Source organism: Novosphingobium sp. KCTC 2891, assembly GCF_025938155.1.
Classification (GTDB): Bacteria; Pseudomonadota; Alphaproteobacteria; order Sphingomonadales; family Sphingomonadaceae; genus Novosphingobium.
The window spans coordinates 255,875-279,859 of record NZ_JAPCZG010000002.1 but is presented as its reverse complement, the minus strand read 5'-3'; the positions used below and the strand labels follow the sequence as shown (position 1 = coordinate 279,859).

Annotated in this window: 20 protein-coding genes; 11 read left to right on the top strand and 9 right to left on the bottom strand. The window is 67.9% G+C overall.

Going from position 1 to position 23,985, the window contains the following annotated elements; genetic code table 11:
* Nucleotides 1-45 precede the first annotated feature (45 nt).
* The gene (locus tag OLX02_RS04985; protein ID WP_264420756.1) at nt 46-1,392 is read right to left on the bottom strand and encodes a TldD/PmbA family protein; all 1,347 of its coding nucleotides are present in this window, start codon (nt 1,390-1,392) and stop codon (nt 46-48) included.
* Nucleotides 1,393-1,469: 77 nt separating this feature from the next.
* The gene (locus OLX02_RS04980; protein WP_319641233.1) at nt 1,470-1,775 is read right to left on the bottom strand and encodes a hypothetical protein; all 306 of its coding nucleotides are present in this window, start codon (nt 1,773-1,775) and stop codon (nt 1,470-1,472) included.
* A 268-nt stretch (nt 1,776-2,043) separates the two neighbouring features.
* Here OLX02_RS04980 and lptB point away from each other — a divergent pair, with 268 nt between their 5' ends.
* The 4 genes from lptB (at nt 2,044) to OLX02_RS04960 (ending at nt 6,532) form a co-directional block, all read left to right on the top strand.
* Nucleotides 2,044-2,847 (top strand): LPS export ABC transporter ATP-binding protein, encoded by an 804-nt coding sequence (lptB, locus tag OLX02_RS04975; RefSeq protein ID WP_264420754.1) that lies wholly within the window; start codon nt 2,044-2,046, stop codon nt 2,845-2,847.
* A gap of 30 nt (nt 2,848-2,877) precedes the next feature.
* Nucleotides 2,878-4,398: an RNA polymerase factor sigma-54 gene (gene rpoN / locus OLX02_RS04970; RefSeq protein WP_264420753.1), complete on the top strand. Its 1,521-nt coding sequence runs from the start codon at nt 2,878-2,880 to the stop codon at nt 4,396-4,398.
* A gap of 179 nt (nt 4,399-4,577) precedes the next feature.
* A complete protein-coding gene (locus tag OLX02_RS04965) occupies nt 4,578-5,150 on the top strand; it encodes a hypothetical protein (RefSeq protein WP_264420752.1) in 573 nt (190 codons plus the stop codon).
* Nucleotides 5,151-5,173: 23 nt separating this feature from the next.
* Nucleotides 5,174-6,532, top strand: a complete 1,359-nt coding sequence (locus OLX02_RS04960) for a L,D-transpeptidase family protein (protein WP_264420751.1) — start codon at nt 5,174-5,176, stop codon at nt 6,530-6,532.
* Nucleotides 6,533-6,535: 3 nt separating this feature from the next.
* Here OLX02_RS04960 and OLX02_RS04955 read toward each other — a convergent pair whose 3' ends face one another.
* The 4 genes from OLX02_RS04955 to OLX02_RS04940 are packed head-to-tail and all read right to left on the bottom strand — an operon-like array spanning nt 6,536 to nt 12,792.
* Nucleotides 6,536-7,408 (bottom strand): phosphodiesterase, encoded by an 873-nt coding sequence (locus OLX02_RS04955; RefSeq protein WP_264420750.1) that lies wholly within the window; start codon nt 7,406-7,408, stop codon nt 6,536-6,538.
* A gap of 12 nt (nt 7,409-7,420) precedes the next feature.
* A complete protein-coding gene (locus OLX02_RS04950; protein ID WP_264420748.1) occupies nt 7,421-9,304 on the bottom strand; it encodes a cytochrome c3 family protein in 1,884 nt (627 codons plus the stop codon).
* Nucleotides 9,305-9,314: 10 nt separating this feature from the next.
* Nucleotides 9,315-10,211 carry a hypothetical protein gene (locus OLX02_RS04945; RefSeq protein ID WP_264420746.1) on the bottom strand — a complete coding sequence of 299 codons (897 nt, stop codon included), beginning with the start codon at nt 10,209-10,211 and terminating at the stop codon, nt 9,315-9,317.
* A 4-nt stretch (nt 10,212-10,215) separates the two neighbouring features.
* A complete protein-coding gene (locus tag OLX02_RS04940; RefSeq protein ID WP_264420745.1) occupies nt 10,216-12,792 on the bottom strand; it encodes a cyclic nucleotide-binding domain-containing protein in 2,577 nt (858 codons plus the stop codon).
* Between the two features lie 264 nt (nt 12,793-13,056).
* On the opposite strand from OLX02_RS04940, the gene OLX02_RS04935 reads away from it, so the two are divergent.
* From OLX02_RS04935 to OLX02_RS04910, 6 genes are all read left to right on the top strand, one after another.
* On the top strand, nt 13,057-14,094 hold the full coding sequence (locus OLX02_RS04935; RefSeq protein WP_264420744.1) for a tetratricopeptide repeat protein: 1,038 nt from the start codon (nt 13,057-13,059) through the stop codon (nt 14,092-14,094).
* A gap of 206 nt (nt 14,095-14,300) precedes the next feature.
* The gene (gene ctrA, locus OLX02_RS04930) at nt 14,301-15,002 is read left to right on the top strand and encodes a response regulator transcription factor CtrA (RefSeq protein WP_264420743.1); all 702 of its coding nucleotides are present in this window, start codon (nt 14,301-14,303) and stop codon (nt 15,000-15,002) included.
* A gap of 121 nt (nt 15,003-15,123) precedes the next feature.
* Nucleotides 15,124-15,855 (top strand): tRNA (guanine(46)-N(7))-methyltransferase TrmB, encoded by a 732-nt coding sequence (gene trmB, locus OLX02_RS04925; RefSeq protein WP_264420741.1) that lies wholly within the window; start codon nt 15,124-15,126, stop codon nt 15,853-15,855.
* A gap of 64 nt (nt 15,856-15,919) precedes the next feature.
* The gene (locus tag OLX02_RS04920) at nt 15,920-16,696 is read left to right on the top strand and encodes an SDR family NAD(P)-dependent oxidoreductase (protein ID WP_264420739.1); all 777 of its coding nucleotides are present in this window, start codon (nt 15,920-15,922) and stop codon (nt 16,694-16,696) included.
* Between the two features lie 172 nt (nt 16,697-16,868).
* The gene (locus tag OLX02_RS04915; RefSeq protein ID WP_264420737.1) at nt 16,869-17,396 is read left to right on the top strand and encodes a hypothetical protein; all 528 of its coding nucleotides are present in this window, start codon (nt 16,869-16,871) and stop codon (nt 17,394-17,396) included.
* A gap of 77 nt (nt 17,397-17,473) precedes the next feature.
* Nucleotides 17,474-17,836 (top strand): EthD domain-containing protein, encoded by a 363-nt coding sequence (locus tag OLX02_RS04910; protein WP_264420735.1) that lies wholly within the window; start codon nt 17,474-17,476, stop codon nt 17,834-17,836.
* Between the two features lie 27 nt (nt 17,837-17,863).
* Here OLX02_RS04910 and OLX02_RS04905 read toward each other — a convergent pair whose 3' ends face one another.
* The 3 genes from OLX02_RS04905 to OLX02_RS04895 all read right to left on the bottom strand — a co-directional run bounded on the left by OLX02_RS04905 (nt 17,864) and on the right by OLX02_RS04895 (nt 22,610).
* On the bottom strand, nt 17,864-19,708 hold the full coding sequence (locus OLX02_RS04905) for an AMP-dependent synthetase/ligase (RefSeq protein WP_413630065.1): 1,845 nt from the start codon (nt 19,706-19,708) through the stop codon (nt 17,864-17,866).
* Between the two features lie 99 nt (nt 19,709-19,807).
* Nucleotides 19,808-21,568, bottom strand: a complete 1,761-nt coding sequence (ggt, locus tag OLX02_RS04900; protein ID WP_264420733.1) for a gamma-glutamyltransferase — start codon at nt 21,566-21,568, stop codon at nt 19,808-19,810.
* A 10-nt stretch (nt 21,569-21,578) separates the two neighbouring features.
* Nucleotides 21,579-22,610 (bottom strand): quinone-dependent dihydroorotate dehydrogenase, encoded by a 1,032-nt coding sequence (locus OLX02_RS04895; RefSeq protein ID WP_264420732.1) that lies wholly within the window; start codon nt 22,608-22,610, stop codon nt 21,579-21,581.
* Nucleotides 22,611-22,982: 372 nt separating this feature from the next.
* Between OLX02_RS04895 and OLX02_RS04890 the strand changes: the two genes are divergently transcribed.
* A complete protein-coding gene (locus tag OLX02_RS04890) occupies nt 22,983-23,948 on the top strand; it encodes a helix-turn-helix domain-containing protein (RefSeq protein ID WP_264420730.1) in 966 nt (321 codons plus the stop codon).
* Nucleotides 23,949-23,985 lie beyond the last annotated feature (37 nt).

Below are 23,985 nucleotides of genomic sequence, written 5' to 3'. Positions count from 1 at the left end.
TGTCGGACGGCGGGTCCGGGCTTTTTCCGTGGTCCGCGCGCCGGCTCAGTCGCCCGCCACGCTCATCCCGTCGATCCGCAGCGTGGGCACGTCGATGCCGCGGTGAATGTCCAGATCGTCGGCCGCGACCAGCGCGGCGAACATCTCGATCAGATTGCCCGCGACGGTGAATTCGGCGATCGGTCCCGCGATTTCACCATTCACGATGCGGAAGCCCGACGCGCCCCGGCTGTAGTCGCCGGTCACGCCGTTGACCCCCTGGCCGATCAGCTCGGTCACGTAGATCCCGTCCTTGATGTCGGCCATCAGCGCCGCAGGGCTGACGCTGCCCGGCTGGAGCACCACGTTGCTCGCGGTGACGTGCGGTGCGCCCGATCCCCCGCGTGAGGCGTGTCCCGTGGGGGCGGCGCCGAGCTGACGGGCGGCGGCGGAATCCATCAGCCACCCGGTCAGGCGTCCGCCATCGACCAGCTTGCGCGTCGCGGTGGGCAGCCCCTCGCCGTCGAACGGGCGCGAGCGCGGACCGCGCTGGCGGTGCGGTTCGTCGGTGATGGTGATCGCGGAATCGAACAGCTGCGCGCCGTCCCTGTCGAGCAGGAAGCTGGCGCGCCGGGCGATCGACGCGCCCGACATCGCGCCGAGCAGGTGGCCGACCAGCGAGCCGCCGACGCGCGGATCGAACACGACCGCGCATGTGCCGCTTTTCACCCGGCCCGGATTGAGCCGCGCCACCGTGCGGGTGCCGGCAAGGCGGCCGATCTCGGCGGGGGAGAGCAGGTCGGCGGCGTGGCGCGCGCTGCGCCAGGCATGGTCGCGCTGCATCGCGCCGCCTTCACCCGCCAGCACGCTGGCCGAAATGCCGTGGCTTGTCGCGCCGTAGCCGCCGCTGAAGCCGTGGCTGGTGACCAGCGCGACGATCCCGCGCCCGGCGCTGGCGCTGCCGCCTTCGCTGTTGGTCACGCCGGCCACCGCGCGCGCGGCATCCTCCGCCTCTTCGGCGATGCGGCGCAGGTCGGTGGGGCTGGGTTCTTGCGCGTCCTCCAGGTCGAGTTTGAGCGGGGCGCCCTTCAGCAGCAGTTCTTCGGGGGCAAGGCCGGCGAAGCGATCGACGGGGGCATTGCGCGCCATGGCCACGGCGCGCGCGGCCAGTTCATCCAGCGCGCCATCGCCCAGGTCGCTCGATCCGATCGAGGCGGAAGCGCCGCCCACGAACACGCGCAGGCCGATGTGTTCGGATTCCGAACGCTCGACATCTTCCAGTTTGCCGAGGCGGACCTGCACCGATTCCGAGGCATTGGCGATGTAGACCGCGTCGCCGGCATCGGCGCCCGCGCGCGTGGCGCGTTCGATCAGCGCGTGGCAGCGTTCCTGGGCTTGGGCGGGCGAGAGCATGGCGGGGCCTTTCTGCGCGAAACGAAAGGCCGGGCTCTAGCGGCTCGCGCAAAGCGGGACAATGCGGCGACCGGATTTCAGAAGAGCGTTGCGGCGCCCTTGAACAGGCCGGTCAGCAGGAAGGGCAGGCCGATGGCCAGCGCCCAGACCGCGAACTGATCGCGGCGATAGGCGCCTTTCAGCGCAGGGTCGGCGGCTGCGGTATCGTCGAGATGTTCCCAGTGCCGTTCGAAGCGCCGGAACAGCGGGATGATCGCGGCGACCAGAACCACCAGCGCCAGCATCGGCAGCATCGATCCGGAATCGCCTTCGATGGCCTGCATCGTCACGAAAATCTGCAAGGCGGTGTAGACCAGCAGGCCATAGGCGACATTGTCGCTCATGCGCTTGCGCCAATCGATGTGATGCGCGTGTGCGGCCGATGTGATCCTGACCATCCTGCGTCCCCGCCGCTGTGTGTTTTCCGGTCGAAAGGAGTAGAACACCGTTTCGGGCGTGTTTCAAGCCCGTGACCGCAACGGGCTGCCTCGCGGCCGGTTCCATGCACAAATCCTGCCAGTTCCGATCCGCGCGGGGTTTGACCGTGCCGGCAAGGCGGCTATGGCTTGGGCGCGAAAGCCCGAGTCCACCAGAAGCGGTAGCGCCGACCCGATGACAGCAGACTTCACCACCCCCGCCAGTGCGACCACCAGCGCCGCGCCCACCGCCGGAGAAGCCTCGCCGCCGATCCCGCAGGGCGGACTGGAAGTCGTCTCGATCGCCAAGAGCTATGACAAGCGCGCCGTGCTGTCCGACATCTCGCTGTCGGTGGGCAAGGGCGAGGTGCTTGGCCTGCTGGGGCCGAACGGTGCGGGCAAGACCACCTGCTTCTACTCGATCATGGGCCTTGTCCGCCCGGATTCGGGGCGCATCCTGCTCGACGGCGTGGATATCACCAAGCTGCCGATGTATCGCCGCGCGGTCCTGGGCCTTGGCTATCTGCCGCAGGAAACCTCGATCTTCCGCGGCATGACGGTGGAACAGAACATCGCCACCGTGCTGGAACTGATCGAGCCGGACAAGGCGACGCGCGCCGCCGAGCTTGACCGGCTGCTCGACGAATTCGGGCTGACCCGCCTGCGCTCCAGTCCGGCGATGGCGCTGTCGGGCGGTGAACGCCGCCGCTGCGAAATCGCGCGCGCTCTGGCGGCGCGGCCCTCGATCATCCTGCTCGACGAGCCCTTCGCCGGCATCGATCCGCTCTCGATCAGCGACATTCGCCATCTGGTGAAGGACCTGAAGCGGCGTGGCATCGGCGTGCTGATCACCGATCATAACGTGCGCGAAACGCTCGATATCGTCGACCGCGCCTGCATCATCTACGGCGGTCAGGTGCTGTTCGCTGGCAGTCCCGAAGCGCTCGTGGCCGATCCCAATGTTCGCCGCCTTTACCTCGGCGAAGGCTTCACGCTCTAGATCGGGCTGAAGCGAGGGGGGATGGACTAGATGGCGCTCGGGCCGAGACTGGATCTGCGGCAGAGCCAGTCGCTCGTCATGACGCCGCAGCTCCAGCAGGCGATCAAGCTGCTGGCGCTGTCCAATCTCGAGATCGAGACGTTCATCGGTGATGCTCTCGACGCCAATCCGCTGCTCGAAATGGGCGAGGCTGCGCCGGCGGACGTGCCCGAGGCGGGGGCCGAGGACCTGCGCCGCACGCATCTGGAAAGCTCGCCGGTCGACCAGCTTGTAGGCGAAGGCCGCGCCGACGAGGACCGCCCGCTCGATATCGATCCCGCCACGCTCGACCGCGACCGCGATACCGGCGACAGCAATTCGGGCCTCGACATGGTCGATCACCGCGCTGCATCCGGCGGCGGCGAGGGTCTGGACATCGATGAGCGCGGCGGGGCCGAGGAAACGCTGGCCGAGCATCTCCACGCGCAAGTGGGCGCGGCTTCGTCTGATGCGCAGATGTTGTTCGTCGCGCGCTGGCTGATCGACCAGCTCGACGAGACGGGATATTTGTCGCTGCCGCTGGGCGAGGCGGCCGAGGCGCTGGGCCTGCCGCTGGCCGTGGTGGAGCGCGCGCTGGCGCTGGTCCAGTCGCTCGATCCCACCGGCGTGGGTGCGCGCAATCTTTCCGAATGCCTTGCGCTCCAGGCGCAGGAAGCGGACCGCTACGATCCCTGCATGGCCCGGCTGATCGACAATCTCGATCTGGTGGCGCGCGGCGAATTCGCGCGGCTGAAGCGGATGTGCGGCGTGGACGACGAGGACTTCGCCGACATGCTGGCGGAGCTGCGCGGCTACGATCCCAAGCCCGGCCTGCGCTTTGGCGGCGGCACGGCGGAGGCGGTCGTGCCCGACATCCTCGTCCGCTCGGTGCCGCAGAAAGGCGGCAAGCCGGGCGAGATCGCCGGCTGGGACATTGCGCTCAACCAGGCGACTTTGCCCCGCCTTGTCGTCAACCGCGGCTACTACATCGAAATGCGCGGGGCCTGCGTGGGCAAGGAAGCCAAGGCCTGGCTGGGCGAGAAGCTGGCCGACGCCAACTGGCTGCTCAAGGCGCTCGACCAGCGCCAGAAGACGATCCTCAAGGTCGCGGCGGAGATCGTCAAGCAGCAGGACGGCTTCTTCCGCCACGGCGTCTCGCAGCTGAAGCCGCTGACGCTGCGGACCGTGGCCGAGGCGATCGAGATGCACGAATCGACCGTCAGCCGCGTCACCTCGAACAAGTATCTCCACTGCGACCGCGGCACGTTCGAACTGAAGTATTTCTTCACTTCGGGCGTGGCGTCGGCGGACGGCGAAGGCTCGGTTTCGGCCGAGGCGGTGAAGGCCGCGATCCGCCAGCTGATCGACGCCGAGGACGCCAAGGCGGTGCTTTCCGACGATGCGCTGGTGGATCTTCTCAAGGCGCGCGGGTTCGACCTCGCCCGCCGCACCGTGGCGAAATACCGCGAGGCGATCGGCCTTGGCAGTTCGGTGCAGCGCCGCCGGCAAAAGGCGCTCGCCGGGGTTCGCTGACCCATTTGCGACGAACCGTTTCGTCGCAACTGTAACCGGTGGCGCGGAACCCTTCCCAGAACACTCCGTTACGATGCCGCGACCCGGGCAGGACAAGGCGTGCCACGTCCCTCCCGGTCACCGTCACCGGGTTGGCTTGGCGGCCTATCCAGCAGGGGGTTCGGTCAAGGAGTGATGCTATGAAAGGGACCTTCGTTATCCTCGTGAGCGCAGCCTCGCTGTCGCTGGGCGCTTGCGCCTCCACCCCGGGCAACGACAAGATGGCCTACACCGCGGGCGGCGCCGCTGCCGGCGCTGCCGCCGGTGCGGGCCTTGGCGCCGTGGCCGGTTTCGACCCCATCGCCGGCGCGGTGGTCGGCGGTGCGATCGGCGGCGTGGCCGGCGCGGTCTGGGCCGACCGCAACGGCGATGGGCAGGCCGATGGTTATTACACCAACGGCCAGTACTATCCGGGCACACCGGCGGGCTACGCGCCCGGCGCGCGCACCTGCCAGTCGGTGGGCAACACGGCGCTGACCGGCGCGGCCGGCGGCGCGGCGCTTGGCGCGGGCGTTGGCGCTCTGGCTAGCGGAGTCAGCGTGCTGACCGGCGCGCTTGTCGGTGCGGCGGTCGGCGGTCTGGCCGGCGCTGTCTGGGCCGATGCCAACAACGACGGCTGCGTCGATGGCTACACCACCGAAGGCCGTTACTATCCGGGCGCGCCGATGGCGACCCAGCCCACCTCGAACACCCGCGCCGGCGAGCGCGGTTAAGCGACGAGGGTACGATGCGGCGGATGATCCGGTCCCATGGCGGTCGTTCCATCCGCCGCCTTACCCTTTCGCTGTGCGCGGCGGCGTCGGTGCTGGTCATGGCACCGGGCGCCGCCCATGCGCAGGTGGCGCCGGCGGACCTCGCCGGTGAACTGGAAGACGGCGGCGGCGATGCGGCGCAACTGCGCGATTTCTATGCCAGCCGCGGCTATCGCCCGCTTTGGATCACGGGCGGCACCGTCTCGCCCGCGGCATCCGCGCTGCTCGATCTGATCCGCACCTCGAAATTCGATGGCATCAAGCCGAAGAAGGCGCGCGAAGGCGATCTGCGCAAGGCGCTGGAACGCGCCGACGATCCCACGCCGGAAAACCTGCTGCGCGCCGAAATCGCCGCATCGCGCGCGCTGGCCGCTTATGTCCAGCAGATGCGCAAGGCGCCGCGTGCGGACATGATCTATGAATCTCCGGCGCTCGCGCCCGGTGTGCCCACGACCGCCGCCGTGCTGGGCATGGCCGCCGCCGCGCCTTCCATCGACGCGTTCGTGCGTACGATGGGCTGGATGCACCCGTGGTATGCGCCGCTGCGACAGGCGTTGGCGCAGGATGGCCTGGACGATAGCAGCCGCCAGCTGCTGGCCGCCAATCTCGAACGGGTCCGCGCCATTCCCGCGTTCCAGAAGGGACGCTACGTGCTGGTCGATGCCGCCGGCGCCCGGCTGACGATGATGCAGGACGGCCAGCCGGTGGGCACGATGCGCGTGGTGGTGGGCAAGCCGGAAATGCCGACGCCGATGATGGCCGGATTCCTGCGCTATGCCCAGCTCAACCCCTACTGGAACATCCCGCCCGATCTGGTGAAGGCCCGGATCGCGCCCAACGTGCTGGGCAAGGGGCTGCGGTATCTGAAGGCCAAGGGCTATCAGGTGCTGTCCGGCTGGGACGAGGACGCGCGGGTGATCGACCCCGCGCGGGTCGACTGGCAGGCTATTGCCGCCGGAGCCGAGGACTTGCGGGTGCGCCAGCTGCCCGGCGGTGACAATTTCATGGGGAAGGTCAAGTTCATGTTCCCCAACGCGCAGGGCATCTACCTGCACGACACGCCCGAAAAAGGGCTGATGAAGGAAGACGAACGCCAGTTCAGTTCGGGCTGCGTGCGGCTGGAAGACGCGCCGCGGCTGGGCCGCTGGCTGATGGGCAAGCCATTGCCCAGGGCGGGCAAGGCGGTGGAGCAGCGCGTGGACCTGCCGGTGCCCGTGCCGGTCTACATCACCTATCTGACCGCCGCGCCCGATGCGAACGGCCAGATCGCGTTCCGTGCCGACCCCTATAATCGCGACGGGCTGGCACCGGGCGCGCCGCGCATGGCCAGCGCCCGCCGCTGACGGTCAGACCGCGGGCGTACGGGATCTCGCGGCCGGGCGTTCCGCCATCATGTGCCGGACCATGCCTTGCAGGCCGGCATCGAACTTCGCCAGCACGTCCTTGTCGCTCGCCGTATCCCAATGGGTGATCAGCTCGCGCCCGTTCCACCAGTGCAGCGCATAGGCGGGCGGGTCCGCCACGATCAGGGCGCGCGCATCTGGCGTTTCGGGATCGAGCGGGCGCAGGTCCAGCCCCACCTGCGGTGCGGTCGAGGGGCAGGTGGCGACCGTCAGGCCTTCCCAGCGCGCGGCGATGGCGCGGTGGATATGGCCGCAGATCAGGCCGATCACGTTGTCGCGCCCGCGCAGCACCTCTGCCAGACGCGTCACCCACGGTTCGGCGGGGTCCGTGTTCATCCACGGGATGCCCACTTCCATGGGCGGGTGGTGCAGCGCGATCAGCGTGCGGCGACCGGGCTGCTCGTCCAGCCGCGCCGCCAGCCAGCGCGCGCGGGTGTCGCAGAAGGCACCGCCGTGGCGCCCTTCTTCCAGCGTATCGAGCACCAGCACGCGCATCGGCGCGGTCTCGATCGCGTATTGCAGGAAGCCGTCGTTGAAGGGAATGTCCGGGAACACCGCGCGGAACGTGGCGCGCTCGTCGTGGTTGCCCAGCGCGAAATGGATGGGGAAGGGCAGGCCGGCCACCGCATCGCGCAGCCGCTCGTAGCTGTCGCGGTCCCCGCGGTCGATCAGGTCGCCGGTCAGCAGCAGCATGTCCGGGCGCGGGTCGAGCGCGGCGAGTTCCGCCAGCACGCGGTCGAGCCGCTGGCGGTTGAACTCGTCCGGGCAATCCGGCTCGAATCCCAGGTGGATGTCGGTGATCTGGGCGATCAGCATATCGGCTCCGGTTTACCGCATCAGCGCGGGCAGACGGGGCCGGTCGGCCACGGCTGTCGTCATCGCGCCCTTCTTGCGTTCGTCCGCCGGTTTCCACGGCGCGCCATCGTCCATGTGATAGGCGTGGCACATCGCGCAGCCCGATTCGACCGGGTCCTTGACCTTGACCGAAGCGAGATGGCTGCCGCTTTCGCCGACGTGGCACGAACGGCACCCGCCGGGGCCGTCCATTCCCGGCACCAGCAGGTCGCTGGCATCGTTGGACGTGCCGGCGCGGACATGGCAGCTGGCGCAGTCGGTCTTGCGGTGGTCCTTATGATCGAACCAGCCGACGTGATAATAGCGGCCGTTCTGCGCCACCTTCTGCACGGTGAAACCGCCGGTCGCCATGCTGCCGCCGCGCGTCACCGTGTGGCAGTCATAGCACATGCCGCCCTTGCTGAAGACCTGTGCCACCGCCTGATCGCCGCGCGTGGGATAGAAGCGCACCGCGCGGGCATAGTCGGCGGCGGTTGCGCGCAGGGCGGCATCGCCCGGCACGCGGCGTGCAAGGCCGGAAAGGCTGGCCGGGCGCGGCGGCATTCCGCCGCGATAGAACGCGCGCAGTTCGGCCACCACCTGCTCGGGCTGGCCATGGCGCAGCGTGCGGAACGTGCCGCCCACCTGGTCGAAGGTGAGGCTGTGGCAGCTCTCGCAGGCCTCTTCCATCACCACCGGCTTGAACCGTGCGCCGCCGGCCTCGGTCTTGTGGCAATCCTGGCAGCCCAGCGCGTCGTTCGCGGCAAAGCGGCCCGCGCGGCGGCGGACCATCTGCGCCACGCCGTTGGTTTTCGACAGGTGCTGGGCGTGCGTGAATTTGAGGCCGTTCGCCTCCTTCAGCGAAGGCGTCCATGCCACCCGCTGCAGCAGCGGCTTGCCGTCCGCGCCCACGCCCGCGATCACCGCGGGCCTGAACTGCGGGTGGGCCGTTCCGAAATCGGCGGCATCGGCGATCTTCGTGTCGGGCAAGCGCGTCCTCAGTCCGTCGTGGCAATCGGTGCAGAATTGCTGCCGGGTCGCAGGCATAGCACCCGCGCCCTCATGCTCGGTGTGACATCCGACACACCTGCCCTGCGGCCGGTTGAACGCGGTGGCCACCGCCTGCGTGAACTTCGCCATGCCCTGCGGCTCTCCCCGCGCGCGCAGCAGGCGCGCCTTGTCCGGGATGTGGCTGTGCGCATCCTGGGTATGGCAGGTGAGGCAGGCGTTGTCGGTCACCGCGACGAAGGCCTTGGTGTGGCACGCCTGGCAGTCGTTCTCGAGGTTCTTGTGCGAAAGGCTGAGATGGCCCGACGACCACGAAGTATCGCCGTGAATGCCTGCCGGACGGCGCGCATCCTTGTGCATCGCCAGTGGCTGGTACGTGGCATAGGACCAGATCGGTACGGCCAGGAACGCCACCAGCATCAAGATGGCAAAGCCCCAGGCAGAGATGCGCTTGCCCGGCAGCAGCCCCTTCAGCGTGTAGGCCGTGCCGAGATCGACATCCTCGGCGCTTTCCGAAACGGATTCGACGCGGCGCACGGTGAACACCGCCAGCCCGCTTTCGCCGTCGCGCGATACCGTGATGCGGTGCCCGCCAAAGCCCAGTTCCGCGCCGACGTCGGGATCGATCTCGCGCCCCTTGGTGCTGCGCCCGTCCACGTCGAACGGCTGGTCGCCGATCGATTCGATGCGCAGCAGCCCGCCCGCCGCCTCGGTGACGCGGGCATGGCGCGGATCGACCGCAAGGTCGGGCAGGTGAATGCCCGAGGACGCGTCGCGCCCGATGACAAGCTCGCCGCCTTCGACGCGCGACGGGCGGATGATTTCTTCGCCGTTGGACTTCAGGGCGATCTGGCGGACCAGGAACGTCATGGCTTGGCCCTCACCAGTAGAAGAAGACGCTGACGATGTGCGCGGACAGCGCGGCGATCAGCGCGAAGGTGACGGGCACGTGGACATAGAGCCAGGCCTGCAACCATGTCTTGAGCCGCAGGTGCCGCCGCATTCGCGCCAGCATCGCTTCCTTGCGCGTCAGCAGCGCGTCCACTTTCTCCACCGGATCGTCGGCCACGCGCGGCTGGTAGGCGCGGCGCTGGCGCAGCTGCGATGCGGCATGGCGTGTCGCGTCCCTGGGATAACGCCCGGTCAGGCGGTTCCAGAACGTGCCGGCGAAAGGGTCTTCCTCAAGGCTGCGGTTGACCAGCGCGGCACCTTCCGGATCGAGCGGCTGCGCCGCGTCGTGGATCTGCCGGTCGAGCGAGCGCATCGCCTCGATCATCTGCTTCTCGGTGATCGCGCCGTCGGCGTCATAGCGGTTTTCCGACAGCGCGCGCGGCAGTGTGGCATAGACCCAGATGCCGAACATGCCCGAGACGATGACCAGCATCATCAGCCCCCAGGCCAGCGTGTGGACGTTCCAGCCGAAGGCGAAGCCCGAATGGAGCGTGCCGACCACGATCAGCAGCAGGCCCAGATAGACGTGGGCGCTGGTCCATGCCTTCAGGCTCCAGCGTCCCGGCGTGATCGCGCGCTTGCGCACGCCCAGCATGGTCAGCCACAGGATCAGCAGCGCGCCTACGGTGCCCAGCGTATAGCCCAGCCAGCTCGATCCGAAATGCGTGCCGGGCAGCGGCACGAACACGTAGAGCGCGATCAGCAGGAACGCGAGCGCGGCCGAAAGCTTGAGCCAGCGAAAATTGCGATGCGCGAGGAAGCCCTCGTGCGTGCTGGTCCGTTCGCGGCTGGCGCCGGTGCGGCGCCGGGGTGCGATGGTGGCCATCCTCTCAGGCTCCCTCGTTTTCGAGCCGCGCGACGGTCAGGAACTCGTCGGGCGAGACGCGGATGGCGGCCCCGGTGGGGCAGGCGCGCACGCAGCTCGGCCCGCCCTCGATCCCGGCGCACATGTCGCACTTGATCGCCTTCTTCCGGTCGAGCGCCTCGTCCACCGCGGGATCGCCGGTGTAGTGGGTGTTCTTCTTCGACCACTTGTAGGGCGGCTCGCCCGGTCCCGGACCCTTGCCGAACAGCAGCCAGCTCAGCAGCGAAGGCTTCTTCGGCGGCACCTTGTCCATGCGGATCACGCCGTAGGGGCAGTTGCGCTGGCAATTGCCGCATCCGATGCAGGTGTCGTTGATCCGCACTTCGCCGTCCGGCCCGCGCTGGATCGCGTTGGGCGGGCAATCGGCCATGCAGTGCGGATGCTCGCAGTGGCGGCAGCTGGTGGGCACATGCAGGTGCGCAAAGCTCTTGCCCGCCTCCCGGTCCAGCCGGGAGAGGCCGTCGTGGCTGTCGGCGCAGGCCTTTTCGCAGTTGTCGCAGCCCACGCACAGCCGCTCGTCGATCAGCAGCACGTCGGTCGCCTCGCCCAGGCCCTGCGACACGAGGAACTTGGCCTGCTCGGAATAGAGGTCGACCACGCCCGAGAAGCTGTCCTTCTTCGATTCGACGAAGGCATTGGTCGCGCGGCGCACTTCCATGTCCTTGCGCGCACGCTCCAGCAGCGCGGGCTTGGCCGCCAGCACGCGGGAGAAGGCATCGCCGTCGATGCGGATCACTTCGCTCTTGATCGCGGCGCGCACCGTGGCGGTGCGCTGGCCGCCGTCGATCAGCGCCATTTCGCCCACATAGGACCCGGCGGGCAGGTAGGAGAGGAACACCGGCTTGCCGCCGACTTCCTTCTCCACGATCATCGAGCCGACGCGGATCACGTAGATGTCGCGGTCGTCGTCGCCCTCGCGGATGATGGTGTCGCCCGCGCGCACGTTCATCACTTTCGCTGTCTGCACCACTTCGCCGACATCGGCGCTGGTTAACCCTGCGCCGAACATCTGCAGCAGCTGCCGCTCGATCGAGATGCGTTCGATCGCGCGCTTGGCGGTCGGCACCTGGCTTTGCAGCTTGAGCGCGGCGTTGCGGCTGATCTCGACGCAGATGCAGTCTTCGGCCGCAACGATGGTCGCACCGCGCCGGCGCCCGGAAATCAGGCCCACTTCGCCGAAGATCGACCCCTTGGGGATCGGCACCACCTTGCTCGGGTCCTTGGGATCGAGCCGCACGTGGACCGATCCGTCGGCAATGGCGAACAGCGACGAGCCGGGATCGTTCTTCTCGAAGATCGTCTCGCCCTTGCGATAGAAGCGGGCGTCGGAATCGAGCATGAACTCGCGCAGCTGCAGCGTCGTCATGCCTTCGAGGATGGCGATGTTGGCGCGCAGCAGCTCCAGCCATTCGTTGACCGAGCGATTGCCGGGCAAGGATGCGAACTTGGCTTCCAGCAGCGGTTCGTCGGCCGGCTTCAGGTCGCGGTTGCCGGCGATGAACTCGACCACGTCGTAGCCCTGGTTCATGCAGTGCTTGATCAGCGGGTAGCCGGCCAGCGCGCCGATCACGAAGATGCCGGGCGCGGTCGATTCGAACTGCGGCGAAAGCGTGGGGAAGGCCAGCCGGTCGCTCGATGCGAACTCGATTCCGCAGCCTTCCACGAAAGCGCGCGGCGGGGCGGAACCGATACGGGCGATGATCCGGTCGCAGCGGATGCGTTCCTCGCCGTCGCGGGTGGACAGCGTGATCCAGCCCGGCTCGACCGCCTTGGTCTCCGCCTCGTAGCGGATCGTCAGCTTGCCCGCCGCGTCGTCCTCGACCAGCGCCTTGGCGTTCGGCTCCTTCGCCGTGGCGAAGCTTTCGCGCACATTGGTGGACTTGGGATTGCGGTTGAGGATGGAGACGACGTTGCCCTGCGCGGGGTCTTCCGCCAGCCCGCGCGCGTTCTCGATCCCTGCGTCGCCCGTGCCGATCACCACGACGTGCTCGTCCAGGATCGCGTAGGGATCGTCGAGCTGGTAGGTCACGTGCGGCAGGTCGGCGCCGGGGCAGCGCATCAGGTTGGGATTGCCCTGCGTGCCGATGGCCAGGATCACGCTTTCCGCGATGATCGTCTCGCCATTGGTCAGTTCGATGGCATAGGGCGGGGCATGACGCTGGATTTCGGTGGTGGTGGTCGAACCGTCGCGCGCGCGGGTCACGATCTTCTGCACCGAGCCGGGAATGGCGGGGCCGGTGCCGCGGATCGCTTTCACGTCGGCGTTGTATCTCACGTTCACGCCCAGCTCGGCGGTGCGCGCGTTCCACTTGCCGAGGATGTCTTCCTTCTTGCCCGCGTCGAATTCCTGGTCCGAGCGCAGGACGAGCTGCGATGGCGTGGCCATCACGTGCTTGCCCTTCTGGTACTTGAAGATCGTGTCGGACAGGTGGTCGGTCTTTTCGAGCAGGACATGGTCCAGCCCGAGGCCCGCGGCGCGGCTCGCGGCACTCATGCCCGCAGGGCCGGACCCCACGATTGCGACTTTGTAGACCTGGCTCACCGGCGCGCGTCCCCCGCCTCATGCGAGGCCGAGCGGCACCTCTTGCGTGAGCCTGCTCCCCCCTGTTTTGCTGTTACCGATTGCGCAAACCCGTTTGGTGCCGGACATTAACGGATGAGCGGCGCTTTGCCACCCGCAAATTGCCATTCGTTCATCGATGCCGTTCTTCGCGCCGCGCGCCTTGCAAGGAACGTGCGCGGCGGGATATGCCCGGCCGCATCAAGGCAGGGCGTGCCGTTACGCGGCAGGGGCCAGGAGTGCGCGATGACCGAGGCCAATACCGTTCCCGACCGTGAAGCGCCCGCCGGCGCCGGACCGGGTGCGGATGCCGCCGCCACGCCCCGCGCTTCGGGGCAGGGCCGGGCCGGCAAGGTGTTGCTCGGACTGGCCGCCGTGGTTGCGCTGGTGGCGGGCGGCGTCGCGGCCTTTCGCGGGCAGAAGCAGGAAGCCGTGGCGGTGCAGCCGCCCGCGCCGGTGGAAAGCCAGGCGCCTTCGGTCGACAATGTGATCGCCAAGCTGGAAACCCGGCTCAAGGAAAACCCCGAGGACGCCGAGAGCTGGCGGATGCTCGGCTGGTCCTATTTCCAGACCGAACGCTATGCCGAAGCGGCGACCGCGCTCAAGCAGGCGACCAAGCTCGATCCCGAGCATGCCGAGACCTTCTCGTTCCTGGGCGAGGCGCTGGTTCTCGCCAGCGACACCGAAGGGCGCATCCCCCCCGATGCGCGCGCCGCTTTCGACAAGGCGCTCAAGCTCGATCCCAAGGATGCGCGCGCGCGCTATTTCAAGGCGGTGGCGATGGACCTTGCCGGGCAGCACCGCCGCGCCATCGATGCGTGGTTTGCGCTGCTCGCCGATACGCCCTCCGACGCGCCCTATGCCGACGATATCCGAAAGGTGATTCGCGACGTGGGCGACAAGTACAAGATCAACGTGGGCAAGCGCCTGGCCGAAGCGCAATTCGCGGCGCCCTATGGCGGCATGGTCACCGATGGCCCGCGCGTGGCCGCCGCCGCCATTCCCGGTCCCTCCACCGACCAGATGAAAGCGGCCGCCGGCCTGCCCAAGGGGCAGCAGGAAGCGATGATTCGCGGCATGGTCGATGGGCTTCAGGCCAAGCTGGAAAAGAATCCCGGCAATGCCGAAGGCTGGATCATGCTGATGCGCAGCCGGATGCAACTGGGCGAACCCGCCCGCGCCGCGCAGGCGCTCAAGGATGGGCTGGCCGCGTTCCGCAACGACCAGCAGGGCGCGCGCAGGCTGCGCGAAGCCGCCGCCAGCATCGGTGTCGCGGGGGCCTGAGCGATTACTTGGGGCCGTCCGTGGTCGCGGATACGCAATATTGCGTAGTCACACGGAAAGTTCTGGAAACGATCCTCGTCCACACGATCCGATTACGATAAATTAACCTTTAACGTTCATTCGTCCTATGGTTAATGACGGGCAAGACCCTTTGGCAACTGGTTAACGGGGTCCGCCGCGGGGAATGGCATAGAGGGGGCACTTCAATGCGCGTGCTGCTGATCGAGGACGAACCGACGACCGCCAAGGCGATCGAGCTGATGTTGTCGGCCGAAGGGTTCAACGTATACTCAACCGATCTCGGGGAAGAAGGCCTCGATCTCGGCAAGCTCTACGACTACGATATCATCCTTCTCGACCTGAACCTGCCCGACATGCATGGGTACGACGTGCTCAAGAAGCTGCGCGTCGCCAAGGTGCAGACTCCGGTGCTGATCCTTTCCGGCATTTCGGAAATGGATTCCAAGGTCCGCTCGTTCGGCTTCGGCGCCGACGACTATGTGACCAAGCCTTTCCACCGCGAGGAACTGATCGCCCGCATCCACGCCGTGGTGCGCCGGTCGAAGGGGCACTCCCAGTCGGTCATCCGCACGGGCAAGCTTTCGGTCAATCTCGACGCCAAGACGGTCGAGGTCGATTCGGCGCGCGTGCACCTGACCGGCAAGGAATACGCGATGCTCGAGCTGCTTTCGCTGCGCAAGGGCACCACGCTGACCAAGGAAATGTTCCTCAACCACCTTTATGGCGGGATGGACGAGCCGGAACTCAAGATCATCGACGTGTTCATCTGCAAGCTGCGCAAGAAGCTCGCGCACGCCTGCGGCGGCGAAAACTATATCGAGACGGTCTGGGGCCGCGGCTACGTGCTGCGCGATCCGGACGATCTCGCGGCCATCGAAGCGGCCTGATCGCAGGCCGGACATTGCTGGATTACCCCGGACGGCCCGCCTTGTGCGGGCCGTTTTCGTTTTGCCCGGCGTGGCCATCGGCCATTGACCCACGCCGCCCACGCTGTCATCGGCCCCGCGCATGACCGCCTACAAGCCCGGTGATCCGACCACGCTCAACCGCCTCTATGGCCGCGCCAAGGGCAAGCCCCTGCGTCAGGGCCAGCAGGACCTTGTCGACCAGTTGCTGCCGCAGATCGCCGTCCCCGCCGAAGGGCCGGTGACGGCAGTGGGGCTGTTCGGGCGCGATTGCCCCCTGCATTTCGAAATCGGTTTCGGGGGCGGCGAGCACATGGCCTTTCGCGCAGACATGCTGCCCGATCACGGCTTCATCGGCGCCGAGCCGTTCCTCAACGGCGTGGCGCAGGCGCTGACCCACGTCGACGGCGATCGCGGTTCGGATGGCCAGGCGCTGCACGCGCCGATCCGCAATATCCGCATCCACCACGGCGACGCGCTGGAAGTGCTGAGCCGCATTCCCGACGGCGCGCTGTCGTTCCTCTACCTGCTCCATCCCGATCCCTGGCCCAAGGCGCGCCACGCCAAGCGGCGCATGATGAACGACGGTCCGGTCGATCTGATCGCGCGCAAGCTGAAGCCGGGCGGCGAGTTCCGCTTCGGCACCGATCATGCGGTCTACCTGCGCCATGCGCTGATGGTCATGCGCCGTCACACCGACCAGTTCGAATGGCTGGCGCAGCAGCCCAGGGACTTCCAGGTGCGCCCCGGCGGCTGGCCGGAGACGCGCTATGAAGCCAAGGCGCGCAACGTCTACGGCCACGAGGTCTGGTACTTCCGCTACCGCCGCCGCTGACGCACCCTTGCCCCGCCGGTCTTTTCGTGCAGTCATGCTTGACCAGAAAAGACAGGAGAGAAGGATGCAGGAAAAGGACCCCGCGCGCAGTGTCGCCGGGCTGACCGCGATCGTCACCGGGGCGGGCAGCGGCATGGGCAAGGCCACGGCCGAAGTCTTCGCGCGCGACGGCGCCAATGTCGCGCTGTGCGACATCAACGGCGATGCGGTGGAAGCCGTGGCCGCCGCAATCCGCGCCGCCGGCGGATCGGCGCAGGCGTGGAAGCTCGACATCACCGACCGCGCCGCGATCGAGGCGTTCGTGGGCGAGGTCGCCGCGCGTTTCGGCGGGATCGACGTGGTGGTCAACAATGCCGGCATCGCCAGCGCGACCCCGCTGGAAGATCCCGGCTATGACGCGGTGTGGGACCGGACGATCGCGGTCCTGCTCACGTCGCACCAGCGGATGATCCGCGCCGCGCTGCCGTGGCTGCGCAAGTCGAACAGCCCGCGCATCGTCAACATCGCCTCGACCGAGGCGCTGGGCGCGACGCTGCACCAGAGCGCCTACAGCGCGGCGAAGGCCGGCGTCACCGGCCTCACGCGGAGCCTGGCGGTGGAATTCGGCAAGGAAGGGATCACCGTCAACTGCATCTGTCCCGGCCCGATCCTCACCGGGATGACCGCCGCGATCTCGGACGAGCACAAGGAACTCTATGCCAAGCGCCGCACCGCGCTGCGCCGTTATGGCCAGCCTGAGGAAGTCGCGCACATGACGCTCAGCCTGTGCCTGCCCGCGGCCTCGTTCCTCACCGGCGCCACCATCCCGGTGGACGGCGGACTGATGGCGCGCAACGCCTGACCGGTCCGGTCGGGCCGTTTGCAAACAAGGTTACCCGCTGCTGCACGAAATCTTGGGCCAGGCCTTGGGTGCGGCGCGGATTAACTAATTAACCCGGCCCTAACCAAGGGCGGCGCAGGATGCTCCTGCCGAGACGCGCATACCCCTGCACGTCCGGCCGGAGTATCTGGGCATGAGCACCGACAGCGCCTCGCTGATTCTCACCGAAATGCGCGAATTCGCGGGCTTTACCGCCGGCGAGCAGCGCTACATCCGGCGCAGTCTGGACATCGGGCTGGGCCGGCAGGATGCGCTGCGAATCTGGGCGCGCACGCCCAGCGAAGCGACCTCGATTCGCGATCAGTATGCCGCCTATCAGGACCTCGCGTCGCTGCGCCGCGCGCTGCCGGAGGATTTCGGCGCCGGCGGGTTCGAAGGCTTCATGGGCAAGCTGCTCGGTCTTTCCGTTTTCGATCTGGCGCAGGATCATATCGCGAGCTTCTCGGCCTACCGCTTCCTCTACGAACGCCTGCTTGGCGCTGAAGTGCGGCCCTGGCTGCCGGCGGCGTTCTGCGGGGCCGCCGCCTTGCCGCAGGTGCGGCCCGACCGGCGCAAGGGTCTGCTGCAGTCGATCAGCGAGGCAGCCGCCACCGCCGCGGGCTGGTCCGCCCGCGCGCCGCGCTTCTTTCCCGAATTCGTGGAGGTGGAGGCGGCGGCCTGAGGCCGCGCCAGCCTGCTTGCCATCGGTCGGTGCCTCGGCCACGTTCCCCGTCAAACAACAACGGGAGAGGCTCCGCCATGTACAAGATGGTCTATTGCATCCGCAAACGCGCCGACATTTCGGTCGAGGAATTTCAGCGTTACTGGCTCGAACAGCACGGGCCGAAAGTGCGCTCTGTCGCGGCCGAGATCGGCGCGCGCCGCTATGTGCAGAGCCACACGCGCCTGCCCGAATACAACGAAGCGTTCCGCCCCTCGCGCGGGCTTGGCGAACCCTATGACGGTATCACCGAACTATGGTGGGACAGCATGGAGGACTTCGCCAAGGGCAATTCGCCCGCAGGTCAGGACGCCGCGCTGATGCTGCTGGAGGACGAGCGCAACTTCATCGACTTCCCCAATTCCTGTGTCTTCATGACCGAGGAATTCGAGATCTTCTGAATTCCTGAAACGCCGCCGCCCCGACGCTCAGCTCTTGTAGAGCCCGTCGATCCGCGCGCCGTAGCGCTCGCGGATCTTGTGGCGGCGGATTTTCATCGAGGGGGTCATCTCCTCGTTGTCGATCCCGAAAGCCTCGTCGGCGAAGGCGAACTGGCGCACCTTCTCGATCACCGAAAGGTCCTTGTTCACCCGGTCCACCGCCGCGCGCACCGCGTTGCGGAAGGCGGGAAGGTCCTGCAACTCCTTGAAATTGAAGTGCTCGCCCTGCGCGCGTGCCCAGTCGAGCGCCCATTCCGGGTCGGGCACGATCAGGCCGACGATGTAGGGCCGCTTGTCGCCCGAAACCATCGCCTGCGCGATTTCCGGCTGGAGCGTCAGCATCCCCTCGATCTTCTGCGGGGAGACGTTGTCGCCCTTGTCGTTGACGATCATGTCCTTCTTGCGGTCGGTGATCCGGATGCGGCCGCGCTCGTCGATGTGGCCGATGTCGCCCGTATGCAGCCAGCCGTCCTGCAGCGCGCGCGCGGTTTCGGCCGGGTTCTGCCAGTAGCCGTGCATGACCAGTTCCCCGCGCACGAGGATCTCGCCGTCCTCGGCGATCTTCACTTCGACCCCCTTCATCGGCGGGCCGACGGTGTCCATCTTCAGCCCGGCGCGGGGCCGGTTGCACGAGATCACCGGGCCGGCCTCGGTCTGGCCATAGCCCTGGAGCATGGTCAGCCCCATCGCGTCGAAGAACACGCCCACGTCGGGATTGAGCGGCGCGCCGCCCGAAACCATCGCCTTGATGCGTCCGCCGAAGCGCTGGCGAATCTTCGGCCGCAGCACCGCATCCAGCACCAGGTTCATCGGCGCGTCGGTGATCCGCCCGCGTCCCTGCGCCTTGCGCTCGCCGATCGCCAGCGCGCGGCCCATCAGGTAGTTGGCCAGCTTCCCCTGCTTTTCCACCTGCTTCATGATCCGCGTGCGCAGCACTTCGAACAGGCGGGGCACGACGACCATGATCGTCGGGCGGGTTTCCTCGATGTTGCTGGCCAGCTTTTCCAGCCCCTCGGCGTAGTAGATCTGCGCGCCGATGCCGATCGGCAGGTATTGCCCGCCGGTGTGTTCGTAGGCGTGGCTCAGCGGCAGGAACGAGAGGAACACCTCGTCCTTCACGCCGAAGTCCTGCACCAGGATTTCCGCCGCGCCTTCCACGTTGGCAAGGATCGCACCGTGGTGCTGCATCACGCCGCGCGGCGCGCCGCCGGTGCCGCTGGTGTAGATCAGGCAGGCGGTCTGGCTGCGGCCGATCCCGGCGATCCGGCGTTCGACCTCGGCGCGGGCGGAGGCGGCATCGCCTGCGATCATCGCAGCCCAGTCATGGAAGGCCAGGACCCCCGCCTGCATCTGGCGCAGCGGCTCGATCCCGATCACGTGTTCGGCGCAAGGCGCGCGCAGCGCGGCGGCGAGCAGCGGCTGGGCGAGCTTGGCGGTCGAGACGATCACCGCCCGCGCACCCGAGTTCTCCAGGATATGGATGTGATCGCGTTCGGTGTTGGTGGTGTAGGTCGGCACGGTGACAAGGCCGGCTGCCATGATCGCGAGATCGGCAATGCACCATTCGGGCCGGTTTTCCGAGACGATCACCACCCGGTCGCCGTCCTTCAGGCCCAGCGCGCGCAAGTTGTGGGCCAGCAGGCAGACCTGGTCCGCCGCCTTGCGCCAGCTCTGCGAGTGCCATTTCCCGTCGTGCTTCGCCCACAGGAACGGCGCCTCGCCCGCCGCGCGTGCGCGATCGAGGAACATGGCAACCAGATTCGGGTACCCGGCGAAATCGGTAAGCTCGACCAAGATGTAGTCCTCGTCCCCAGAGCGGGTGCGTGCGCCCATTACGCCCGGCCCCGCTTTTCGTTTCGGCAGAGCCTAGAGTTGGCCCGCCGCAACGGCAAGTCGGGGCTTGGGGGCGGCGGCCTACACCCTTCCGACGTCTTACTCGGCGATTGCGGCACCTTCGCTACGCGGGTCAGCCGCACCCTGCCAGCGGGTGCCGATGCGCTCGATGGCGTTGGTCTTGAGCGGCATCTCGCGCGGGATGACCTTGGCATGGCCAAGCGCGAGCAGTGCCGGGATCATTGCCTCCAGCTTGCTGCCCTGCTCGACGAACACGGTGTCTCCGCCGGGCGCGAACAGCACCGGCAGCGCGATCGCCTGCGCGGCGGGCAGGCGCCAGTCGAGCACGCCGATGATCGTCTTGATCACCTGCACCGGGATCGTCGCGCCGCCCGCTGCACCCACCGCGAGGACCAGTTTGCCGTCCGCCCCGAACACCAGCGTCGGCGCCATCGAACTGCGCGGCCGCTTGCCGGCTTCCACCCGGTTGGCGGTGGGCACGCCGTCCTTGTCGGGCACGATGTTGAAGTCGGTCAGCTCGTTGTTGAGGAAGTAGCCGTTGACGACGAGGCCCGATCCGAACGCGCTCTCGATGGTCGAGGTATAGCTGGCGGCATTGCCCTGCCGGTCGACCACCACGAAGTGCGAGGTGCCGTGTTCCTCCTGCTGCGGCGCGGGTGCGAGCCGGGCCGTGGCGCGCGGCGGCGTGCCGGGCGACACGGCGGGAATCGTGGCCTTGTCCGAAATCAGCGCCGAACGAGAGGCGAGGTAGGTGGAGTCGGTCAGGCCGGCGACCGGCACGCTGACGAAGCCGGGGTCGGCAAGATACTGGTCGCGGTCGGCATAGGCGAGCCGCTCGGATTCGGCGAGCAGGTGCCAGGCCACCGGATTGTCGGGGCCGAGCGCGGTGAGGTCGAAGCGTTCAAGCTGCTTGAGCACCGCGAACACCGTGGTCGCGCCCGACGAGGGCGGGCCCATGCCGCAGACGCGGTACTGGCGATAGTGTCCGCAAACCGGATCGCGCGCCACCGCGCGGTAGGCGGCAATGTCTGCCGTGGTGGTGGGGGCCGGGTTGCGCGGGGCGGTGCCGATCTTGGCGGCGATGGTCTCCGCGTTGTCCCCGGCATAGAAGGCGGAGGCGCCGCGCGCGGACACCTGTTCGAGGAAGTCCGCCAGCGCGGGGTTGCGGATGAGCGTGCCCGCCGGCTTCGGCTGGCCATCGGCGCCGTAATAGAGTGCGCGTCCCGCCGGATCGAGCGCGCCGGTGCCGGGGTAGCGGGCCAGCATCATGTGCAGCCGTTCGGTCATGATGAAGCCGTCGCGGGCGAGGCGGATCGCGGGCTGGAACAGCGTGCGCCAGGCGATGCGCCCGTGCTTGCCGTGCGCCATCGCGGCCAGCCGCAGCGAGCCGGGTGCGCCCACGCTACGCCCGCCGGGGATCGCCTCCATGATCGGCAGCGGCTTGCCATCGGCGTAGAACCATTGCGGCCCGGCCGCCGCAGGTGCCGTCTCGCGCCCGTCGATCGTCTCGACCATGCCGGCCGCATCGCTGGTGACCAGGAAGCCGCCGCCGCCAATGCCCGAGCTTTGCGGCTCGACCACGTTGAGCGCCAGCATCGTGGCGATCGCCGCGTCGGTGGCCGATCCGCCCAGACGCAGCATCTGCGCGCCCGCATCCGCCGCGCGGGGATCAGCGGCGGAAACAAGGCCCCGCGTGCCGACTTCGGCGCTGTCGGCAAGGCCGATGGCGGGCGGACCGGCGGCGGGCAGCATCGGGGCATAGCCCTGCGGCGGCATGACGCAGGCGGCGAGCGAAAGAGGCGCGAGCAGCGCCAGCGACCGGAACGGGCGAAGATTCATGCCCGCAAGGCTATTCGGTGCCGACCGCCTCGGCAATGCTGGTCAGCCCTTCGGCGCGAACCCTTTTGGCCAGGCCGTTCACGATCCGGCGGGCCAGCCCCGGTCCGGCATAGACCATGGCGCTGTAGATCTGCACCAGGCTGGCACCGGCGCGAATGCGCGCCCAGGCATCGTCCGCGCTGGCGATGCCGCCCACGCCGATCAGCGGGATGGCCCCGCCGCTCGCCTTGCGGAACTCGCGCAGGCGCTGGAGCGCCATCTCGCGCAGCGGCTCGCCCGAAAGGCCGCCGGTCTCGCCCGCGTGGCGCGAGCGCAGCGGCGGACGGGCGATGGTGGTGTTCGACACGATCAGCGCATCGAGCCGCTTGTCGAGCGCGATCCGGCAGATCGCATCGATGTCCGCGCGTTCGAGATCGGGCGCGAGTTTGAGGAAGATCGGCGCCGGGTTGGTGCCGCGCGCCTCGATCACCGCGTCGAGCAGTTCGTTCAGCGCGCCTTCGTCCTGCAGTGCGCGCAGGCCGGGGGTGTTGGGCGAACTGATGTTGGCCGTCAGGTAGTTGGCCAGCGGGGCCATGATCCGGGTCATCTGTGCGTAATCGGCGATGCGGTCGGGCGAATCCTTGTTGGCGCCGATATTGGCGCCAAGGATGCCCGGCTTGCCCAGCCGCTTGCGGAGGCGCTGCGCGACCGCGTCCGCGCCGTCGTTGTTGAAGCCCATGCGATTGATCACCGCGCGGTCTTCGACCAGCCGGAACAGGCGCGGCTTGGGATTGCCCTCCTGCGGGCGCGGGGTGACCGTGCCGATCTCCACGAAGCCGAAGCCCAGGTCGAACAGCTCGTCCGGCACCTCGGCATTCTTGTCGAAGCCCGGTGCCATGCCGACCGGGTTGGGGAACACCAGCCCCGCCACGCGCTGGGCCAGCGCGGGCTCGGGCGTGGCGCGCCCGCCCATCGGCACGACTCGAAGCGCGGCGATGGTCAGGCGGTGGGCAGGCTCGGCGGGAATGCGGAACAGCAGCGGCCGGAGGGCAGAGTAGAGCATCGGGCTTTGATGGTGTCCCTGGCAGGGTGGGAAGAGCGCTTCCTATTGCGTCTGCGAAGCTTCGCGCCAAGACACAATTGTAACCAAATTATCACTTCTGCCGCCGGATATGCCTTTTCTTTCGTGCTGTTGCAGGTTCGCCACCGATTTTGTCGAATCCATACAATTCCCGAATCGGTCCATGACATAGACGAACCGTGCGACCCGAAGGGCTCGGTGCAGTGATGTATCGGGTTCTCGACTTCAAGGCGGCCGTGCCGATCCGGTGCGGCCGCCCTTTTTTGGTCCGTTTCGCAATGCACCATGGTCGCTCGCTTGACAGTGGCCGGTGATTGCGCGTTGAATCCAGATCAAATGGGGCGCCAAATCAACATGACAGAGGCCGCTGATGCGCGCCTCGGCGACAGCGCGCGCAAGCGGGCGCTGCTCGCGCAGGAGCGGCTGATCAGCCCCTCGCTGATCCAGCTGGACTATCTTGCGCCGCCGCCGGAAATGGCGCCGTTCGTCACCACCTTCTTCCTGTTCCGCTGCGACGAGACGCATATCGCCGACGTCCAGCCTGCGGGCGTGGGCCTTCTCGCGGTGTTCATGCGCGGCCGGGGTGAGCTGTTCCTGCGCGACGGCACGGTCGATGCCAGCCACCTCGTCAATCTGGTGACGCCCTTGTCCGCCGCCGCGCCGATCCTGATGGAAGGGCCGTGGCACACCTTCGGCGCGGCCCTTTCACCGCTGGGCTGGGCCGCGCTCACCGGCGGCCTTTCGGCCTCCGACCACGGCAATCGGATGCGCAACGCTGCCGAACTGATCGGCGAGCCGTTGCAGGCTTTCGGGGAGGCGCTGACTGCGGCCTACAACGGACCGGGCATTTCGAACGAGGCGATGGTGGCGATGGCGTCCGAGGCGCTGGCACCGTTGATGCGCCCGGTTCCGGCGGCGCACATCGCGCTGATCGGGCAGGTGGCGGAATGGATGGGCGGCTCGCTTTCGCCCAAGGTCGATGATCTTCTGGCCCGCGCCCCCTATTCGCCGCGCCAGCTGCAACGGCTGGTGGACAAGTATTTCGGCCTCCCGCCCAAGCAGCTGGCGCGAAAGTACCGCGCGCTGCGGGCCGCCGCGCTGCTGGCCCACCCCGGCACCAGCCCGGACGAGCTGGCGCTGGTGGCGGAGCAATTCTACGACCAGCCGCACATGATCCGCGAACTGCGCCTCTTCACGGGACGGACTCCGGCACGGCTTGGTGCGCCGGACCTGCCGGTGCTGTCGGCCCTGCTCGACTTGCGCAATTTCCGGGAGGTGAAGCCCCGGATCGCCGCAATGCCGCCCGGCTTCGGCGCCTGAGACAAACGACAGGCGGCGGCGTCCTTGCGCTTGCCGG

Bases quoted from the DNA above. Each gene is read 5' to 3' on its own strand.
- OLX02_RS04985 (WP_264420756.1), bottom strand. From the start codon at position 1,392: ATGCTCTCGCCCGCCCAAGCCCAGGAACGCTGCCACGCGCTGATCGAA.
- OLX02_RS04980 (WP_319641233.1), bottom strand. From the start codon at position 1,775: ATGAGCGACAATGTCGCCTATGGCCTGCTGGTCTACACCGCCTTGCAG.
- lptB (WP_264420754.1), top strand. From the start codon at position 2,044: ATGACAGCAGACTTCACCACCCCCGCCAGTGCGACCACCAGCGCCGCG.
- rpoN (WP_264420753.1), top strand. From the start codon at position 2,878: ATGGCGCTCGGGCCGAGACTGGATCTGCGGCAGAGCCAGTCGCTCGTC.
- OLX02_RS04965 (WP_264420752.1), top strand. From the start codon at position 4,578: ATGAAAGGGACCTTCGTTATCCTCGTGAGCGCAGCCTCGCTGTCGCTG.
- OLX02_RS04960 (WP_264420751.1), top strand. From the start codon at position 5,174: ATGATCCGGTCCCATGGCGGTCGTTCCATCCGCCGCCTTACCCTTTCG.
- OLX02_RS04955 (WP_264420750.1), bottom strand. From the start codon at position 7,408: ATGCTGATCGCCCAGATCACCGACATCCACCTGGGATTCGAGCCGGAT.
- OLX02_RS04950 (WP_264420748.1), bottom strand. From the start codon at position 9,304: ATGACGTTCCTGGTCCGCCAGATCGCCCTGAAGTCCAACGGCGAAGAA.
- OLX02_RS04945 (WP_264420746.1), bottom strand. From the start codon at position 10,211: ATGGCCACCATCGCACCCCGGCGCCGCACCGGCGCCAGCCGCGAACGG.
- OLX02_RS04935 (WP_264420744.1), top strand. From the start codon at position 13,057: ATGACCGAGGCCAATACCGTTCCCGACCGTGAAGCGCCCGCCGGCGCC.
- ctrA (WP_264420743.1), top strand. From the start codon at position 14,301: ATGCGCGTGCTGCTGATCGAGGACGAACCGACGACCGCCAAGGCGATC.
- trmB (WP_264420741.1), top strand. From the start codon at position 15,124: ATGACCGCCTACAAGCCCGGTGATCCGACCACGCTCAACCGCCTCTAT.
- OLX02_RS04920 (WP_264420739.1), top strand. From the start codon at position 15,920: ATGCAGGAAAAGGACCCCGCGCGCAGTGTCGCCGGGCTGACCGCGATC.
- OLX02_RS04915 (WP_264420737.1), top strand. From the start codon at position 16,869: ATGAGCACCGACAGCGCCTCGCTGATTCTCACCGAAATGCGCGAATTC.
- OLX02_RS04910 (WP_264420735.1), top strand. From the start codon at position 17,474: ATGTACAAGATGGTCTATTGCATCCGCAAACGCGCCGACATTTCGGTC.
- OLX02_RS04905 (WP_413630065.1), bottom strand. From the start codon at position 19,708: ATGGGCGCACGCACCCGCTCTGGGGACGAGGACTACATCTTGGTCGAG.
- ggt (WP_264420733.1), bottom strand. From the start codon at position 21,568: ATGAATCTTCGCCCGTTCCGGTCGCTGGCGCTGCTCGCGCCTCTTTCG.
- OLX02_RS04895 (WP_264420732.1), bottom strand. From the start codon at position 22,610: ATGCTCTACTCTGCCCTCCGGCCGCTGCTGTTCCGCATTCCCGCCGAG.
- OLX02_RS04890 (WP_264420730.1), top strand. From the start codon at position 22,983: ATGACAGAGGCCGCTGATGCGCGCCTCGGCGACAGCGCGCGCAAGCGG.